Source organism: Streptomyces sp. NPDC000151 (assembly GCF_040301705.1).
GTDB lineage: Bacteria > Actinomycetota > Actinomycetes > Streptomycetales > Streptomycetaceae > Streptomyces.
On sequence record NZ_JBEPFC010000083.1, the window covers coordinates 1 to 16407 of the forward strand.

The following is a 16407-nucleotide window of genomic DNA, read 5'->3' on the forward strand; positions in this document are numbered from 1 at the left end:
CCGCCGCCGCAGGCCCCCGGTCAGCCGCCGCAGGGGCCCCCGCCCGGTCCGTACGGCGCGCAGCCCGGTTACGGCTACCCGGCCCAGGGCCCGGGCTACGGCTACCCGCAGCAGCCCGGTCAGCCCGGTCAGCCCGGTCAGCCCGGTCAGCCCGGTCAGCCCGGTCAGCCCGGCGCCCCCGGCCCGTACGGCGCCCCCTACCCGCCCGCCGCGCAGTTCCCCGGCGGCGGCATGCCCCCGCAGGGCGGAGGCGGCAATCAGCAGCGCACCCGCATCATGATCGTCGTCGCCGCGGTGGTCGCGGTCGCGCTGATCGTGGGCGGCGGCGTGTGGTTCGCCAACAGCGGCGGCGGTGACGAGCCGGCGCCGAACGCCAACGGCGGCGGCCAGGGCGGCGCCGGCGGCGGCAAGGGCGGAGACGCGCCGGTGGTGCTCAAGGGCGGCAAGGTCGCGCTGAACCCCGAGACCAAGCCCGGCAGTTCCACGGGCAAGCTGCTCTTCAACGTGCCGATGCCCTCGCCGGACAAGTCGGTGGTGACGATGAACGGCGCCTGGGCGACGGCGAAGACGTACGCCAAGGTAGGCAAGGGCGAGATCGTCGGCTACGACCTGGACGCGAAGAAGCCGAAGTACAAGCTCCCCATGGACGGCATCGTCTGCGGCGCCTCGCCGTACGCCACCGAGGAGGGCAAGGCCGCGGTCGTCTTCGAGGCCGGCCCGCGCAAGGGGGAGAACGAGCGCGAGCCCTGCAGTCGGATCGCGCTGCTGGACATCGACTCCGGCAAGTTCGACTGGACGAAGACGATGCCCGGCGGCGACCAGGCCTCCAGCATCGGCATGGGCGTCACCTTCAGCCAGGGCGCGGTCGTCGCCTCCTGGCCGGGCAACGGCGAAGCCGCGTACGACATCTCCGGCAAGGAGCTGTGGCACAAGCGCGACAACGGCAACGACCCCTCGATGCAGTGCCTGGACCGGGGCATCGGCGGCGGCAAGAAGCTCGTCGCGATCCTGCGCTGCGGTGAGTACGGCTCGCAGACCACCCAGGTCCAGGAGATCGACCCGGCCACCGGCAAGCCCAAGTGGACCTACGACGCGCCCAAGGGCGTGCAGAGCGCCGAGGTGGTCTCCACCAACGGCCCGGTCGTCATCGGCATCGCCGCCGGCGAGCCCAGTATCACGGACATGGTCGTCATCGACGACTCGGGCAAGCAGCAGGCACAGATCCCGCTGCAGGACGACAAGTACAAGCCCAACTGCGGCATCACCGGCGGCGTGGAGCGCTGCGTCACCGCCACGGCGGACGACAAGTACCTCTACATGCCCTCCAAGCCGCACGACGCGGTGGGCGGCGACACCTTCGACAACCAGAACGAAATCGTCGCCTTCGACCTGAAGACCGGGTCGGCGACCTGGAAGGCGTCCTCGGAGGTCAACCAGGAGATCGCGCCCCTGCGGATGGCCGGCGACAAGCTCATCGCCTACCAGGACGGCTACAGCGACAAGGGCGGCCAGGTCCTCAGCATCGACCCGGCCCAGCAGGGCAAGAAGACGGTCTTCCTCAACCTCCCGAAGGAGACCGCCGACGCGGCCCGCTCGCTGCGCCCCGGCATGACCCGCGCGGTGTACGAGCACGGCCGGCTGTTCCTGAACCAGGACATCATGTCCGGCACCAAGTACGGCCTGGGTGACGGGAAGTACCTGGGCCTGGCCTTCGGCAGCTGAGAAACCGCAGGCCCGAGGGCCTGTCCGGCGGCCCCGTCCTACCTCGCGTAGGGCGGGGCCGCCGTCGTTCTCCGGGGCGTCGGCGGCGCAGGTGGTGCGCCGGAGTGCGGTGTGCCGGGTTCCGGTACCGTGCCTGCCCACCTCTGGAAGAAAATGATCGGCGTCGGGCGGCAAGTGGCCCAGAATGGCCGGGATTTCAGCATTCCGACGGGCTTCTGCCCGGTAGGGGGCGCGCGATGTCGAACAAGCGTGTAGCTTCCGGATGCAAAGGGGCCCGGCGAGGGCCGGGGGGCTGGGTTCGCCGGGGAATGGGGGGTTGCTGAATGGGCGTGCGGCTCATGGTGGTCGACGACCACCGCCTGCTCGCCGAGGCGCTCGCCTCGGCACTGAAGTTGCGCGGGCACAGGGTGCTCGCGGCGGCCGCGCCGAGTGCCGGGGCGGCGGATCTGGTGGTGAGCAGAGCGCCGGAGGTGTGCCTCCTGGGGACGGCAGCGCCCGCCGAGCCGGGGGCCTTCGACCCGGTGGTACGGATCAAGAAGGAGCGGCCCCAGGTGGCGGTCGTGGTGCTCGGTCCGGTGCCCAACCCGCGGGGCATCGCCGCGGCGTTCGCCGCCGGTGCTTCCGGTTACGTCCGCCACGACGAGCGGATCGAGGGCGTGGAGCGGGCGATGATGAAGGCCAGGGCGGGCGAGGCGGCGATCGCCCCGGCCCTGCTCCAGCAGGCCTTCGAGGAGCTGCTGCATCCGGCGGCGCAGCCCGACGACGAGGGCGCCCGGCTGCTGCAGATGCTGACCCCGCGCGAGGTGGAGGTGCTGGTCCGGGTCGCCGAGGGCGAGGACACCCGGCTCATCGCGGCCGGTATGGGCATCGCGCCGAGCACGGCACGTACGCACGTGCAGCGGGTGCTGATGAAGCTCGGGGTGGGCTCGCGGCTGGAGGCGGCGGCGCTGGCGGCCCGTACGGGCCTGCTGGACCGGGCCGCGATCAGCAACGCGAACAACAACGCGGCGGGGCCGCAGCAGGCCCCGCCGCAGTGAATCCGCGTCGGGTCAGTCCGACGCGCCGGTCGTGGCGCCGGTCTCCTCGGGGGCCGGCGCCTCGGCCGGGCGCAGCTTCATCCACGCCAGGAAGAACAGGCCGAGGACGAGCATCCCGAGGCCGGTCCAGAGGTTGATGTTGATGTCCTGGGCCTTCTTCAGGTCCGCGTCGGACGCCGTGATGCCGGCGATCGTGACGATCACGCCGTAGACGACGAAGAGTCCGCCGATGATGCGGCGTACGTCGAAGAGCCGGGCCGCCGTCGCGGACTTGGCCTCCAGCTCCTCGACCTCGTGCTGGTAGTCACTCATGGTGTGCTCCTTACGGCCCTTAGAAGGAGAAGGGGATGTAGCAGAGGGCGGCGAGGACGACCGCGCTCCAGCCCAGCAGGGCGGGCTTGCGGTACCACGCGTCGTCACCCTCGGCGGGCAGCTCCTCCATGCCGGGCGAGCGGGTGCCGTAGACCAGACCGGCCAGCGACTCCGCGGACTTGGGCTTGGTGACCAGGGTGATCACGAACATCACCACGGCGCCGACGACGAACGCCACGATCGAGGAGACGAAGTTGGCCCCCTGGTCGGAGGGGATCGAGATGACGCCCTGCTTGTAGAACCAGAAGTAGTTGACCATCGCGGCGACGGTGCCGGAGAGCAGGCCCCAGAAGCCGGCGGCGGCGCTGGTCCGCTTCCAGAACATGCCGATGATGAAGACCACGAACAGCGGGACGTTGAAGAACGAGAACAGCGTCTGCAGGTAGTTCATGATGTTGCTGAACGAGGACGCGATGAACGCGGTCCCCATGCCGATCAGCACGCCCACCGCGGTGACCACCCGGCCGGTCTTCAGGTAGTACGCGTCCTCGCGGCCCTTCTTCAGGTACGCGCCCCAGATGTCGTTGGTGAAGACCGTGTTGAACGAGGAGACGTTGGCGGCCATACCGGCCATGAACGCGGCGAGCAGGCCGGTCACGGCGATGCCGAGGACGCCGTTGGGCAGCAGGTCGCGCATCAGCACGGGGATGGCGTCGTTGTACTGCAGGCCGCTCTTGGTCTTGCCCAGCGAGGGCTCCATGACCAGCGCGATCAGGCCCGGCACCACCACGACCAGCGGGATGAAGATCTTGGGGAAGGCGGCGATGAGCGGGGTGCGCTTGGCGGCGGAGCCGTTCTTCGCGGACAGCGCGCGCTGCACCTCGGCGAAGTTGGTGGTCCAGTACCCGAAGCTCATCACGAAGCCGAGGCCGAGCACGATCGTCAGCCAGTTGGCGCCCAGCGGGTTGGACTCGCCGATGCCGGTGCCGCCCCAGGCGGTGAGGAAGTCACCGCCGTGGGAGTCGGTGAGGCTGCTGGTGAGCCCGTCCCAGCCGCCGACGCGCTTGAGGCCGACGATGGTCAGCGGGATCAGCGCGGCGAGGATGACGAAGAACTGCAGGACCTCGTTGTAGATCGCGGAGGACAGGCCGCCGATGGTGATGTACGCGAGGACGAAGAAGCCGGCGACGACGATGGCCACCCACTCCGGCCAGCCCAGCAGCGCCTCCAGCACGATCGCCATCGCGTAGAGGTTCACGCCCGCGATCAGCACGGAGGAGACCGCGAAGATGATCGAGGACAGCAGGTGCGAGGACGGCCCGAAGCGGTGCAGCAGGAACTCCGGTACGGAGCGGACCTTGGAGCCGTAGTAGAAGGGCATCATCACCAGGCCGAGGAAGACCATGGCGGGGATGGCGCCGATCCAGTACCAGTGCACGGTGTACGCGCCGTACTGCGCGCCGTTGGCGGCCATGCCGAGGATCTCGGTGGCGCCGAGGTTGGCGGCGACGAACGCGAGGCCGGTCACCCACGCGGGCAGCGACCGGCCGGAGAGGAAGAAGTCCAGGCTGGTCTTCACGCTGCGCTTGGCGGCGAAGCCGATGCCCAGGACGACGGCGAAGTAGATCGCCAGGATGGTGTAGTCGAGCCCGTTGGTAGGGAGGCGTAGCCCTTCGGCCATCGTGATCATGGGGTCTCGCTTCGTTGCGTGGCGCCGGTGGCTTGAACGAGCAGAAAGTTACGCGCGGTCGCTCGGAAACTGAACACTTTTGTTGGTTTTGTTTGTTGGATCGTGATCGAGTGACTCCCTTGGTGACGCTGGGTGCTACGGACGCATCGCTCCGTCCCCGGCGTTGACGGGACTGTTGGCTCGTGGTTCATTATGTTTGTTTGTGTTTGGTCGTCTGCCGAGGATTTCTGGCGAGGAGCAACAGTGAAGAAGACGTCCACGCGGCTCGCGGACGGCCGGGAGCTCATCTACTACGACTCCCGCGACGACGTCGTGCGCGACGCCGTCGACGAGCGCCCCCTCCCGCAGGTCACCACCGCCTCCGAGATCCGTCACGACCGCCTCCTCGGCGACTCCGTCGCCGTCGCCTCGCACCGCCAGGGCCGGACCTACCACCCGCCGGCCGACGAGTGCCCGCTGTGCCCCTCGCGCGAGGGCCGGCTCTCGGAGATCCCCGCCGCCGACTACGACGTCGCGGTCTTCGAGAACCGCTTCCCCTCGCTCGCCGGCTCCACCGGCCGCTGCGAGGTCGTCTGCTTCACCTCCGACCACCACGCCTCCTTCGCCGACCTCACCGAGGAGCAGGCCGCGGTGGTCCTGGAGGCGTGGACCGACCGCACCGCCGAGCTCTCCGAGCTCCCGGACGTCGAGCAGGTCTTCTGCTTCGAGAACCGCGGCGCCGAGATCGGCGTGACCCTCGGCCACCCGCACGGCCAGATCTACGCCTACCCCTTCGTCACGCCCCGCACCGAGCGGATGCTCGCCTCGGCCGCCGCGCACCGGGAGCGTACCGGCGGCCGCAACCTCTTCGACGACGTCGTGGCCGACGAGCTCGCCGACGGCAGCCGCGTCGTCCTGGAGGGCGAGCACTGGGTGGCCTTCGTCCCGTACGCGGCGCACTGGCCGTACGAGGTGCACCTCTACCCGCGGCGCCGGGTCCCCGACCTGCTCGCGCTGGACGAGGCGGCCCGCACAGAATTCCCACAGCTCTACCTGGAAGTCTTGCGACGGTTCGACCGGATCTTCGGGGAAGGGGAGCCGCCGACGCCGTACATCGCCGGCTGGCACCAGGCGCCGGTGCGCACCCCGCACCGCGCCGACTTCGCCCTCCACCTAGAGCTCTTCACCATCCGACGCACTCCCGGCAAGCTGAAGTTTCTCGCGGGTTCCGAATCCGGCATGAATGTGTTCATCAACGATGTGCCGCCGGAAGCCGCGGCGCAGCGACTGCGAGAGGTAGCGAGCGCGTGAGCAAGAAGTACCTGGTCACCGGCGGAGCGGGATACGTCGGCAGCGTCGTGGCGGCACACCTTCTGGAGGCCGGCCACCAGGTGGTCGTCCTGGACGACCTGTCCACCGGCCACCGCGTCGGCGTCCCCGAGGGCGCGGAGTTCATCGAGGGCCGGGTCCAGGACGCGGCCAAATGGCTGGACCGCTCCTTCGACGGCGTGCTGCACTTCGCCGCGTTCTCGCAGGTCGGCGAGTCCGTCGTGGACCCCGAGAAGTACTGGCGGAACAACGTCGGCGGCACCATGGACCTGCTCGCGGCGATGCGCGTCGCGGGCGTGCGCACCCTGGTGTTCTCCTCGACGGCCGCGACGTACGGCGAGCCGACGGCCACGCCGATCACCGAGGCTGCCGAGACCGCGCCGACCAGCCCGTACGGCGCGAGCAAGCTGGCCGTGGACCACATGATCAGCGGCGAGTGCGCGGCGCACGGCCTGGCGGCCGTGTCCCTCCGCTACTTCAACGTGGCGGGCGCCTACGGGGCCTGCGGCGAGCGGCACGACCCCGAGTCGCACCTCATCCCGCTCGTCCTCCAGGTCGCCCAGGGCCGCCGCGAGTCGATCTCCGTCTTCGGCGACGACTACCCCACGCCGGACGGCACCTGCATCCGCGACTACATCCACGTCGCCGACCTCGCCGAGGCCCATCTGCTGGCCCTGGACGCCGCCGTCGCGGGCGAGCACTTGATCTGCAACCTCGGCAACGGCAACGGCTTCTCCGTCCGCGAGGTCATCGAGACCGTCCGCACGGTCACCGGACACCCGATCCCCGAGGTCGTGGCCCCGCGCCGCGGCGGCGATCCGGCGGTCCTGGTCGCCTCGGCCCAGACCGCCATCGACCGCCTGGGCTGGCAGCCGCGCCGCGCGGACCTGTCGGAGATCGTGGCGGACGCGTGGGCGTTCGCCAATTCATAGCCTTTTCAAGCCCGTCCGGCAATCCAAGCCCGTCCGGCAATCCAAGCCCGTCCGGCGATTGAGGACCGGGGTCCGGGGCGGAGCCCCGGCTTCCCCAGGACAAGGGAGTCCGAGTGACACACACGCAGCCCGGCGCAGCCGGCACCGCAGCCGCCTTCCGCGAGGTCTACGGAACCGCCCCCGAAGGGGTATGGGCGGCGCCCGGACGGGTCAACCTGATCGGTGAGCACACCGACTACAACGACGGCTTCGTCATGCCGCTGGCCCTCCCGCACACCACGACGGCCGCCGCCGCGCCCCGTACCGACGGCGTGCTGCGCCTGCACTCCGGCAACGTCAAGGGCGGCATCGTCGAGCTGCGCACCGACGACCTGCGGCCGGCGCCCGACGGCGGCTGGGCGGCGTACCCGGCCGGTGTCCTGTGGGCGATGCGGGAGGCCGGACTCCCGGTGGGCGGCGGCGCCGACCTGCACTTCGACTCCGTCGTCCCCACCGGCGCCGGGCTGTCCTCCTCCGCGGCCCTGGAGGTCGCCACGGCCCTGGCGCTGAACGACCTGTACGGCCTGGGCCTGGACGGCCAGGAGCTGGCCCGGCTGGCCCAGCGCGCCGAGAACGCCTTCGTCGGCGTGCCCTGCGGGATCATGGACCAGACCGCCTCGGCCTGCTGCACCGAAGGCCATGCCCTCCTCTTGGACACCCGCGACCTCACCCGCCGCCAGGTCCCCTTCGACCTCGCCGCGGCCGGGCTGCGCCTCCTCGTCGTCGACACCCGCGTGCAGCACGAGCTGGGTGACGGCGCGTACGCCGAACGCCGCGCCGGCTGTGAGCGGGCCGCGCGGGCATTGGGCGTACGCGCCCTGCGCGATGTGGCGTACGACGGCCTGCGCCAGGCGCTGGAGTCGCTGGCGGACGAGGCCGCCGTGCGGCCCCTGGTACGGCACATCGTGACCGAGAACCGGCGGGTGCAGGACGTCATGGCGCGCCTTGAGGCGGGCGACCCGCGCGGCATCGGCCCGCTGCTGACGGCCGGGCACGCCTCGCTCCGCGACGACTTCGCCGTGTCCTGCGCCGAGCTGGACCTCGTGGTGGAGGCGGCGAACGAGGCCGGCGCGCTGGGCGCCCGGATGACCGGCGGCGGCTTCGGCGGGTCGGCGATCGTGCTGGTGGAAGAGGCGGCGGCGGAGACCGTGGGCAAGGCGGTCACCGAGGCGTTCGCGGCGGCCGGGCACGCCGCGCCGCGGATCTTCACCGCCGTGCCGAGCGCGGGGGCCCGGCGGCTGGCGTGAACCGGGCGGCGGCGGGGGCGCGAAAGCGCGCCCCCGCACATCCCTGATGCGCTGTCAGCCGGTCCGCGCGACTGGCCGATTGCCCCGTCGGCGTCCGGCGGTAACGGGCCGGAATGAGCCGATCACCCGCTACTGGTGCCTCGTGGTGAGCAGCCTGCCCCACCCTGAACACATGGGTCGGGCAGTTTTGCCAATCGGCTTCCGTTGCCGGACCCCGTACGTACGCTGAACAGAGCACCGGTGGGGGCCGGTGCCGATCAGGGGGCGAGCTGGACCCTCTCCCGCCGAACGCGGCGCGGGGAGGTGAGGGTACGGCGCCCGGGACGGGACAGCGACGCAGCACGGCGGCGGCCGTGCCGCTGTGGCGACCCCGCCCCCGGGCGCACGTACCCGTTTCTGCCCGTTTCCCCGAGACAGGGGGTCCTCAGTGCAACGCATCCGGGTCTTGGTGGTCGACGACCACCGCATTTTTGCCGAGTCCCTGGCGGCCGCCCTCGCGGCCGAACAGGACGTGGACGTGGCGGCGGCCGGGAGCGGACCGGCGGCCCTGCGAAGTCTGGAGCGGGCGGCCTCCGAAGGCCGGCGCTTCGACGTCATGCTCGTCGACGCCGACCTCGGCGCCGCCGTCGCACCGCTCGCTTCCGTTCCCATCCGGCCGCAGGGCCACCGCGACGGCACGGCCGACGGCGCGCCCGTGGACGGCATATCGCTGGTCATCTCGGTCCGCACCGCGCATCCGATGGTGCGCTCCGTGGTGCTCGCGGAGAAGGACGACCCGCGCAGGGCCGCGTCCGCCCTGCAGGCCGGGGCCGGCGGCTGGGTCGCGAAGGACTGCTCGCTCTCCCGCCTGCTGGCCGTGATCCGCGGCGTGCTGCGGGACGAGACGCATCTGCCGCCCGCGCTCCTCACCGGCGTACTGCGGGAGCTGACAGCGGCCCGCAAACACCGCACCGAGAGCGAGCGGCTGGTGGAGTCGCTGACCCCGCGCGAGCGCGAGGTGCTGCGCTGCATGGTCGCGGGGCTCGGCCGCAAGGCGGTCGCGGAGCGGCTGTTCCTCTCTCCGCACACGGTCCGCACGCACATGCAGAACGTCCTGGGCAAGCTCGGCGTGCACTCCACGCTCGCGGCCGTGGCGCTGGCGCGCCGGGCCGGGGTGGGGCCCGTCGAGCTGGAGCCGCCCCCGTCGTCCCCGGCGGCGCAGCCGGTGCCGTCGGCGTCGGTCTCGGTGCCGTGAGGCGCGCGTGGACCGGCGGCCGCGCCCCGGCCGGTACGGTGGCCGGCGACCGTCGCGCTACGGCCGCCGGCAGACCCTGACCGCCCCGCCGTCCGGGGCCGCGGATCAGGAGCCGGCCCGTGGGCCCGGCTCCGACAGGACGGCCACGCCGCGGGCGGGCAGGGTGAGGTGATGCACGGTTGCCGCCCGCGGTGTGGCCTGGGCCAGCGCGTCGGTCATGGGCCGCTCCAGCTCCACCTCGGCCGGCTCCTGGCCGTGGTTGAGCAGGAAGAGGTACCGCTCGTGGGCCCCGGAGCGCACGGTCGCCTGTACGCCCGGCGGCAGCCCCGGCAGTACGGGCGTGACGCCCGCCGCCTCCCGTACGTCGTCCATCAGGGCCCGCATCAGCGCCGGGTCGGGACGGGTGCCGACGTACCAGGCGGTGCCCCGGCCGTGGGCGTGCCGGGTGATCGCGGGCCGTAGCCCGTCGTACAGGAAGTCCACGACGGAGCCCGCGCCTTCGAGGACGATGTCCTCCGCCCAGAGATCGGCGCGCCCCGCGTACCGCCCGCGCAGCGGCACGGCCGCGCGCTCGTCCAGCGGCCAGAACTCCTCGACCCGCAGGCCCAGTACCTCGCGCAGCGGCGCCGGGTAGCCGCCGGGGTGCACCCGGTCGTGCGCGTCGACGATGCCGGAGAAGAACGACACGAGCAGGTGCCCGCCGCCGTGTACGTACGCGGCCAGCCGCTCGGCGTCCTCCGTGCGCAGCAGGTAGAGGTTGGGGACGACGACCAGGCGGTAGCCGGTCAGGTCCCGGTCCGGCGGGACGACGTCGCAGGCGACGCCCGCCTCGAACAGCGGGCGGTAGTGGGCCAGGGCCCGCTCGGGCGCCCGCAGCGCGGTGGAGGGGCGGGAGTCCAGCTCCAGGGCGCGCCGGCTGTCCCAGTCGGCGAGCAGCGCGACCCGCGCCTCGGAGCGGGTGCCCGCGATGCCCGGTACGGCGGCCAGCTCCCGCCCCAGCTCGGTGACCTCGCGGAAGATCCGGGTGCCGGTGCCGCCGTGCGGCACCATCGCGGAGTGGAACTTCTCGGCGCCGCCGAGCGACTGCCGCCACTGGAAGAAGAGCACCGCGTCCGCGCCCTGGGCGACGGCCTGCCAGCTCCACAGGCGCATCGCGCCGGGCGGCTTGGGGCCGTTGCGGGGGCGCCAGTTGACGGCGCCGGGGGCCTGTTCGAGCAGCAGCCAGGGCTGTCCTTCGCGGGCCGAGCGCATCAGGTCGAAGTTGTAGGCGGCGCGGATGTGGTCGTCGGGCTCGTAGGGGTCCTGGTAGAAGTCCAGCGCCATGACGTCCATGTCGCGGGCCCAGGCGAAGGCGTCGACGGGCTTGTGGTCCGGCATGAGGTTGGTGGTGACCGGCACGTCCGGGGTGACCCGGTCCAGTACCTCCTTCTCGGCGAGGTAGCAGGCGCGCAGCGCGTCGTCGCTGAAGCGGAGGTAGTCCAGCTGCTGGGCGGGGTTGGGGGTGGTGGGCGCCGTACGCGGCGGCAGCACCTCCTCGAAGTCGCCGTAGCCCTGCGCCCAGAAGGCGGTGGACCAGGCGTCGTTGAGCGCTTCGACGGTGCCGTAGCGCTCGCGCAGCCAGCGGCGGAAGTCGCGGGCCGAGACGTCGCAGTAGCACTGCCGGGTGTGGCAGCCGTACTCGTTGCCGATGTGCCACAGGGCGAGCGCGGGGTGGCCGGCGTAGCGGTGGGCGAGGCGTTCGACGAGGCGGACGGCGTGCTCGCGGTAGACCGGGCTGGAGGGGCAGTAGTGCTGGCGGGCGCCGGGCCAGCGGCGGGTGCCGTCGGCGTCCTCGGGGAGCGTCTCCGGGTACCGGTGAGGGAGCCAGGGCGGTGGTGAGGCGGTCATGGTGGCCAGGCAGACCGCGATGCCGGCCTGGCCGAGGCCGTCCATGACGCGGTCGAACCAGCCGAAGTCGTAGGTGCCGGGCCGGGGTTCGACCCCCGCCCAGGAGAAGATCCCGGCGGTCACCATCGTGACGTGTGCCTGCTTCATGAGGACGAGGTCCTCGGCCCGTACGTCCTCGGGCCACTGCTCGGGGTTGTAGTCCCCGCCGAACCGGATTCCCATCGCGCAGTCCCCCTGCGGCTTGTCGGGTCGCGTGGTCGGTGCCGTGTTTCCGGACGAGTGCTCGGTGTGGCTGGTCAGGAGGAATTCTTCAGGACGCTCCAGCCGCCGTCGACGACGAGGCTCGCGCCGGTGACGTAGGAGGCGTCCGGGGAGAGCAGGAAGGCGATCGTGGCGGCGACCTCCTCGGGGCGGCCGAGCCGGGCCGCTGCGGTCTCGGCGGCGGTGGCCCGGCGGTCCTCCTCGGCGATGCCTTCCCAGGCGGGGGTGAGGACGGGCCCCGGCAGCACGGAGTTCACCCGTACGTCGGGCCCGTACTCCACGGCCAGCTGGCGGGCGAGGCCGGTCAGGCCCGCCTTGGACGCGGCGTACGCGGGCCGCCCCGGCAGCCCGAACAGGGCGTGCACGGAGGAGGTCAGCACGACCGCGCCCTGCCGCGCGCGCAGGTCGTCCAGGGCCGCGCGTACGCCGAGGAACGCGCCGGTGAGGTTGACGGCGAGCTGGTGGTCCCAGTCGGCGCGCGGGGTGCGGTCGGCGGGCGCGACGTGCCGGGTGAAGGCGCCTGAGACCAGGCCGTCGACGGGGCCGTAGCGGCCCCGGGCGGCAGCCACGGCGCGCTGCCAGGCGGCCTCGTCGGTGACGTCGCAGTGCTCGTAGGAGGCGGTGCCGCCGGCGGCACGGATGCGGCGCGCGGTGTGCTCGCCGCGCTCGTCGTCGATGTCGAGGAGGAGGACGCGGGCGCCCTCGGCGGCCAGCCGGTCGGCGGTGGCGGCGCCGATCCCGGAGGCGGCGCCGGTGACGAGGTGGGTGCGGCCGGTGAACCGTGCCGGTCCGGGCGGCGCGTCACGCTCCGCGGTGCGCTGCTGGCTCATGGCCGCGATCCAAGTGGACGCATGCCGCGTCGGGCAAGAGGGCGCCCCGTAAGGGGCGCGGGGAACTGCGCGACCGGCCACAACGGTGGCGCACTCGGCAGCGGCGCCGCACCCCCACCCCGGTGGCCGGGGCGCTCAGCCCGGGATGTTGTCGAACGGCGCGGTCAACTGCCGCAGCAGACCCGCAAGTTCGCCGCGCTCCGCGCGGGACAGCTCGGCCAGGATCGCCCGCTCCTGAGTGAGCAGCCCGGCCAGCGACTGGTCGGCGCGGTCGCGCCCTTCCGCGGTGAGCCGGACCAGGACGCCGCGCCGGTCGCTGGGGTCGGGCAGCCGCTCGACGAGGCCCTTCTTGGCGAGCCGGTCGATGCGGTTGGTCATCGTGCCGGAGGTGACCAGGGTCTGGGTGAGCAGCTGGCCGGGGGAGAGCTGGTACGGGGAGCCGGCGCGGCGCAGCGCGGTGAGCACGTCGAACTCCCAGGGCTCCAGGCCGACCTCGGAGAAGGCCAGCCGCCGCGCGCGGTCGAGATGCCGGGCGAGCCGGCTGACGCGGCTGAGCACCTCGAGTGGTTCCACATCGAGGTCGGGGCGCTCGCGGCGCCATGCTGCGACCAGTCGGTCGACCTCGTCCTCCATGACGATCAGTGTAGTGGTTGTGTCGACATGAAGTCTCTTGACGTCAAGATATATTTTGCTGGACGATTGGGCAGCGTCGGCAGGAGTTCAGGCTCCACCGGCCTTGGCCCGTACCAGCAGAGGGGTTCGACCATGCACGACACGCACGTTGCGCCGACCTGGGACCCACAGCAGTACCTCCGCCACGCGACCCACCGCACCCGCCCCTTCCTCGACCTGCTCGCCCGGATACCCGAGCTGCCCGCGGCGCGCCGCCCGCGCATCGCCGACCTGGGGTGCGGCCCCGGCAACGTCACGGCCCTCATGGCGGACCGCTGGCCCGACGCGCACATCACCGGCTTCGACAACTCCTCCGACATGCTGGCCAGGGCACAGTCCTACGCGGGCCCCACCCCGGGCGGCGGCCGCCTGGACTTCGCCCCCGCCGACGCGGCCACGTGGATCCCCGACGAGCGCTTCGACCTCATCGTCTCCAACGCGGCACTGCAGTGGGTCCCCGGCCACGCCGACTCGTTCGCCCCCTGGATCGACTCCCTCGCCCCCGGTGGCACCCTCGCCTTCCAGGTCCCCGGCAACTTCACCTCCCCCAGCCACGCCCTCCTCGGCGAGCTGTGCGAGACCCCTCAGTGGCGCACCCGCCTGGGCGGCAAGGGCCGCCGCTTCGTGCACATCCTGCAGCCGGAGGAGTACCTCAAGCGGCTGATCGACCTGGGCTGCTCGGCGGACGCCTGGGAGACCACGTACGTGCAGGTCCTGCAGGGCGAGGATCCGGTACTGGACTGGGTGAAGGGCACCGCGCTGCGGCCCGTCCTCACCGCGCTGGACGGCGACGCCGAAGCCGCCGAGGAGTTCCTCGATCAGTACCGCGACCTGCTGCGCAAGGCGTATCCGACCGGTCCGCACGGCACGGTCTTCCCCTTCCGGCGGATCTTCGCCGTGGCCCGCAAGGAGATGTGAGCGGATGATCACCGGCCTCGACCACGTCCAGCTCGCCGCGCCACCCGGAACGGAGACCGCGCTGTGCGCCTACTACGAAGGCGCCCTGGGCATGACCCGCGTCCCGAAGCCGGCCGCGCTCGCCGGGCGCGGAGGATGCTGGTTCGAGGCCGGCGCCATCCGCCTGCACCTCGGCATCGACGAAGCCTTCCGGCCGTCCCCCAAGGCCCACCCGGCCTTCCTCGTCACCGACCTCGACACCGTCGCCGCCCGCCTGACGGCCCACGGCGCGGACCTCACCTGGGACGACAACCTTCCGGGCCACCGGCGCTGCTACTCCCACGACCCTGTCGGCAACCGGCTGGAATTCCTCGAACCCCTGTCCTGACCCGGCGCGCGCGGGCCTCGTGCGCTGCTCACTCTTTTGGGTGAACTTTGTGACGGGAGTGACCAGAGGTCACGCCTTGCGATGGCCTATCAGCCGCGGTTTCGGCTCCAGGCCGTCCAGGCCGTGCCACGCGAGATTCACCAGATGCGCGGCGACTTCCGCTTTCTTCGGCTTGCGTACGTCCAGCCACCACTGGCCCGTCAGCGCCACCATCCCGACCAGCGCCTGCGCGTACAGCGGCGCCAGCTTCGGGTCGAAGCCGCGGGCCTTGAACTCCAGGCCCAGGATGTCCTCGACCTGCGTGGCGATGTCACTGATCAGCGACGCGAACGTACCCGTCGACTGGGCCACGGGGGAGTCCCGCACCAGGATGCGGAAGCCGTCGGTGTAGGTCTCGATGTAGTCCAGCAGCGCGAACGCCGCCTGTTCCAGCAGCTCGCGCGGGTGCCCCGCGGTCAGGGCACCCGTCACCATGTCCAGCAGCTGCCGCATCTCCCGGTCCACGACGACCGCGTACAGCCCTTCCTTGCCGCCGAAGTGCTCGTACACCACCGGCTTGGACACCCCGGCCTTCGCCGCGATCTCCTCCACCGACGTGCCCTCGAAGCCGCGCTCGGCGAACACCGTGCGTCCGATGTCCAGCAGCTGCTCCCGGCGCTCCTTACCGGTCATGCGGACCCGCCGCACACGCCGCGCGCCCGCGCCGGAAGACGCCTTGTCCTTACTGCCACTCACGCTGCTGCCATCGATTGCCACCCGTCAATCATGCCGCCTGGGCGGCCTTGTCCTTGCGGCGGGCGTCGTTCTCCTGACGCCGGGAGTCGATCCGGGAGGCGTTCGGCCAGCGCACGTCGTACGCCCAGCCCAGCTGCTCGAACCAGCGGATCAGCCGCGCACTGGAATCCAGCTGCCCCTTCAGCACGCCGTGCCGCGCACAGGTCGGGTCCGCGTGGTGCAGGTTGTGCCAGGACTCGCCACACGACAGGATCGCCAGCCACCACACGTTCCCGGAGCGGTCACGGGACTTGAACGGGCGCTTGCCCACCGCGTGGCAGATGGAGTTGATCGACCACGTGACGTGGTGCAGCAGCGCCACCCGCACCAGCGAGCCCCAGAAGAACGCCGTGAAGGCGCCCCACCACGACATCGTCACCAGCCCGCCGACCAGCGGCGGGATCAGCAGCGACACGGACGTCCACAGGACGAACTGGCGGGAGACCCGGCGGATCGCCGGGTCCTTGATCAGGTCCGGCGCGAACTTGTGCTGCGGCGTCTGCTCCTCGTCGAACATCCACGCCATGTGCGCCCACCACAGGCCCTTCAGCAGGGCCGGCACCGTCTCGCCGTAACGCCACGGCGAATGCGGGTCACCCTCCGCATCGGAGAACTTGTGGTGCCGGCGGTGATCCGCCACCCACCGCACCAGCGGCCCCTCCACCGCCAGCGACCCCATGATCGCCAGCGCGATCCGCAGCGGCCGCTTCGCCTTGAAGGACCCGTGCGTGAAATAGCGGTGGAAACCGATCGTGATGCCGTGGCAGCCGATGTAATACATCACCACCAGCAGACCCAGATCGAGCCAGCTCACCCCCCACCCCCAGGCCAGCGGCACCGCGGCCACCAGCGCCAGGAACGGCACGGTGATGAACAGCAGCAGCGCGATCTGTTCCACAGACCGTTTGCTGTCGCCGCCCAGCGTCGCGGGCGGCAGCGCGCTCTCGGCGGTTTTCGGGGATTTCTCGACGACTTCAGGACCAGCGGTCATGTGTGTCCCTCGCTGGGGTCGGAGGCATGGCTACGGTTCCGTAACCTACGGTCTCGTAAGTATGGCAGTGCCGCCACACCGTACAAGGGTGTGACCGGCCCGACAGCTCCTCTCACAGAGCGGACGGTATGACCGCCCGAAAAGCGGAGATCTATTCTTGAGGCGTCGGACAGCGCGGTCCGCAAC

Annotated in this window: 15 protein-coding genes; 8 read left to right on the top strand and 7 right to left on the bottom strand. The window is 71.7% G+C overall.

Translation table 11 applies throughout. The features are described from left to right. Both ABT381_RS22205 and ABT381_RS22210 read left to right on the top strand, forming a co-directional pair. Positions 1 to 1722: outer membrane protein assembly factor BamB family protein (locus ABT381_RS22205; protein WP_351597006.1), on the top strand; the 1722-nt coding region annotated here is incomplete at its 5' end. A gap of 323 nt (positions 1723 to 2045) precedes the next feature. Further along, positions 2046 to 2759 carry a helix-turn-helix transcriptional regulator gene (locus ABT381_RS22210; protein WP_351597008.1) on the top strand — a complete coding sequence of 238 codons (714 nt, stop codon included), beginning with the start codon at positions 2046 to 2048 and terminating at the stop codon, positions 2757 to 2759. A gap of 12 nt (positions 2760 to 2771) precedes the next feature. Here ABT381_RS22210 and ABT381_RS22215 read toward each other — a convergent pair whose 3' ends face one another. Both ABT381_RS22215 and ABT381_RS22220 read right to left on the bottom strand, forming a co-directional pair. Further along, on the bottom strand, positions 2772 to 3071 hold the full coding sequence (locus tag ABT381_RS22215) for a hypothetical protein (protein WP_351597011.1): 300 nt from the start codon (positions 3069 to 3071) through the stop codon (positions 2772 to 2774). Positions 3072 to 3090: 19 nt separating this feature from the next. Continuing rightward, a complete protein-coding gene (locus ABT381_RS22220) occupies positions 3091 to 4761 on the bottom strand; it encodes a sodium:solute symporter family protein (RefSeq protein ID WP_351597014.1) in 1671 nt (556 codons plus the stop codon). A 243-nt stretch (positions 4762 to 5004) separates the two neighbouring features. Here ABT381_RS22220 and galT point away from each other — a divergent pair, with 243 nt between their 5' ends. The 4 genes from galT to ABT381_RS22240 all read left to right on the top strand — a co-directional run bounded on the left by galT (position 5005) and on the right by ABT381_RS22240 (position 9521). Then, a complete protein-coding gene (galT, locus tag ABT381_RS22225) occupies positions 5005 to 6051 on the top strand; it encodes a galactose-1-phosphate uridylyltransferase (protein WP_351597017.1) in 1047 nt (348 codons plus the stop codon). Then, a complete protein-coding gene (gene galE / locus ABT381_RS22230; RefSeq protein WP_351597020.1) occupies positions 6048 to 7001 on the top strand; it encodes a UDP-glucose 4-epimerase GalE in 954 nt (317 codons plus the stop codon). Before galT ends, galE begins: the two co-directional genes overlap by 4 nt. 113 nt (positions 7002 to 7114) lie before the next feature. Further along, a complete protein-coding gene (galK, locus tag ABT381_RS22235; RefSeq protein WP_351597022.1) occupies positions 7115 to 8287 on the top strand; it encodes a galactokinase in 1173 nt (390 codons plus the stop codon). A gap of 427 nt (positions 8288 to 8714) precedes the next feature. After that, the gene (locus ABT381_RS22240) at positions 8715 to 9521 is read left to right on the top strand and encodes a LuxR C-terminal-related transcriptional regulator (protein WP_351597025.1); all 807 of its coding nucleotides are present in this window, start codon (positions 8715 to 8717) and stop codon (positions 9519 to 9521) included. Between the two features lie 105 nt (positions 9522 to 9626). Here ABT381_RS22240 and ABT381_RS22245 read toward each other — a convergent pair whose 3' ends face one another. From ABT381_RS22245 to tamR, 3 genes are all read right to left on the bottom strand, one after another. Continuing rightward, positions 9627 to 11630: a beta-galactosidase gene (locus ABT381_RS22245; protein ID WP_351597028.1), complete on the bottom strand. Its 2004-nt coding sequence runs from the start codon at positions 11628 to 11630 to the stop codon at positions 9627 to 9629. 74 nt (positions 11631 to 11704) lie between these two features. Continuing rightward, positions 11705 to 12499, bottom strand: coding sequence for an SDR family NAD(P)-dependent oxidoreductase (locus ABT381_RS22250; protein WP_351597030.1), 795 nt, complete (start codon positions 12497 to 12499; stop codon positions 11705 to 11707). A gap of 135 nt (positions 12500 to 12634) precedes the next feature. Further along, the gene (tamR, locus tag ABT381_RS22255; protein ID WP_351597033.1) at positions 12635 to 13132 is read right to left on the bottom strand and encodes a MarR family transcriptional regulator TamR; all 498 of its coding nucleotides are present in this window, start codon (positions 13130 to 13132) and stop codon (positions 12635 to 12637) included. 132 nt (positions 13133 to 13264) lie between these two features. On the opposite strand from tamR, the gene ABT381_RS22260 reads away from it, so the two are divergent. Together ABT381_RS22260 and ABT381_RS22265 are read left to right on the top strand one after the other, a co-directional pair. Beyond that, positions 13265 to 14089: a trans-aconitate 2-methyltransferase gene (locus ABT381_RS22260; protein WP_351597036.1), complete on the top strand. Its 825-nt coding sequence runs from the start codon at positions 13265 to 13267 to the stop codon at positions 14087 to 14089. Positions 14090 to 14093: 4 nt separating this feature from the next. Continuing rightward, positions 14094 to 14456, top strand: a complete 363-nt coding sequence (locus ABT381_RS22265) for a VOC family protein (RefSeq protein ID WP_351597039.1) — start codon at positions 14094 to 14096, stop codon at positions 14454 to 14456. Positions 14457 to 14525: 69 nt separating this feature from the next. Here ABT381_RS22265 and ABT381_RS22270 read toward each other — a convergent pair whose 3' ends face one another. Together ABT381_RS22270 and ABT381_RS22275 are read right to left on the bottom strand one after the other, a co-directional pair. Next, on the bottom strand, positions 14526 to 15212 hold the full coding sequence (locus tag ABT381_RS22270) for a TetR family transcriptional regulator (protein ID WP_351597042.1): 687 nt from the start codon (positions 15210 to 15212) through the stop codon (positions 14526 to 14528). 7 nt (positions 15213 to 15219) lie between these two features. Next, positions 15220 to 16221 (bottom strand): acyl-CoA desaturase, encoded by a 1002-nt coding sequence (locus tag ABT381_RS22275; protein ID WP_351597045.1) that lies wholly within the window; start codon positions 16219 to 16221, stop codon positions 15220 to 15222. Positions 16222 to 16407: the final 186 nt, after the last annotated feature.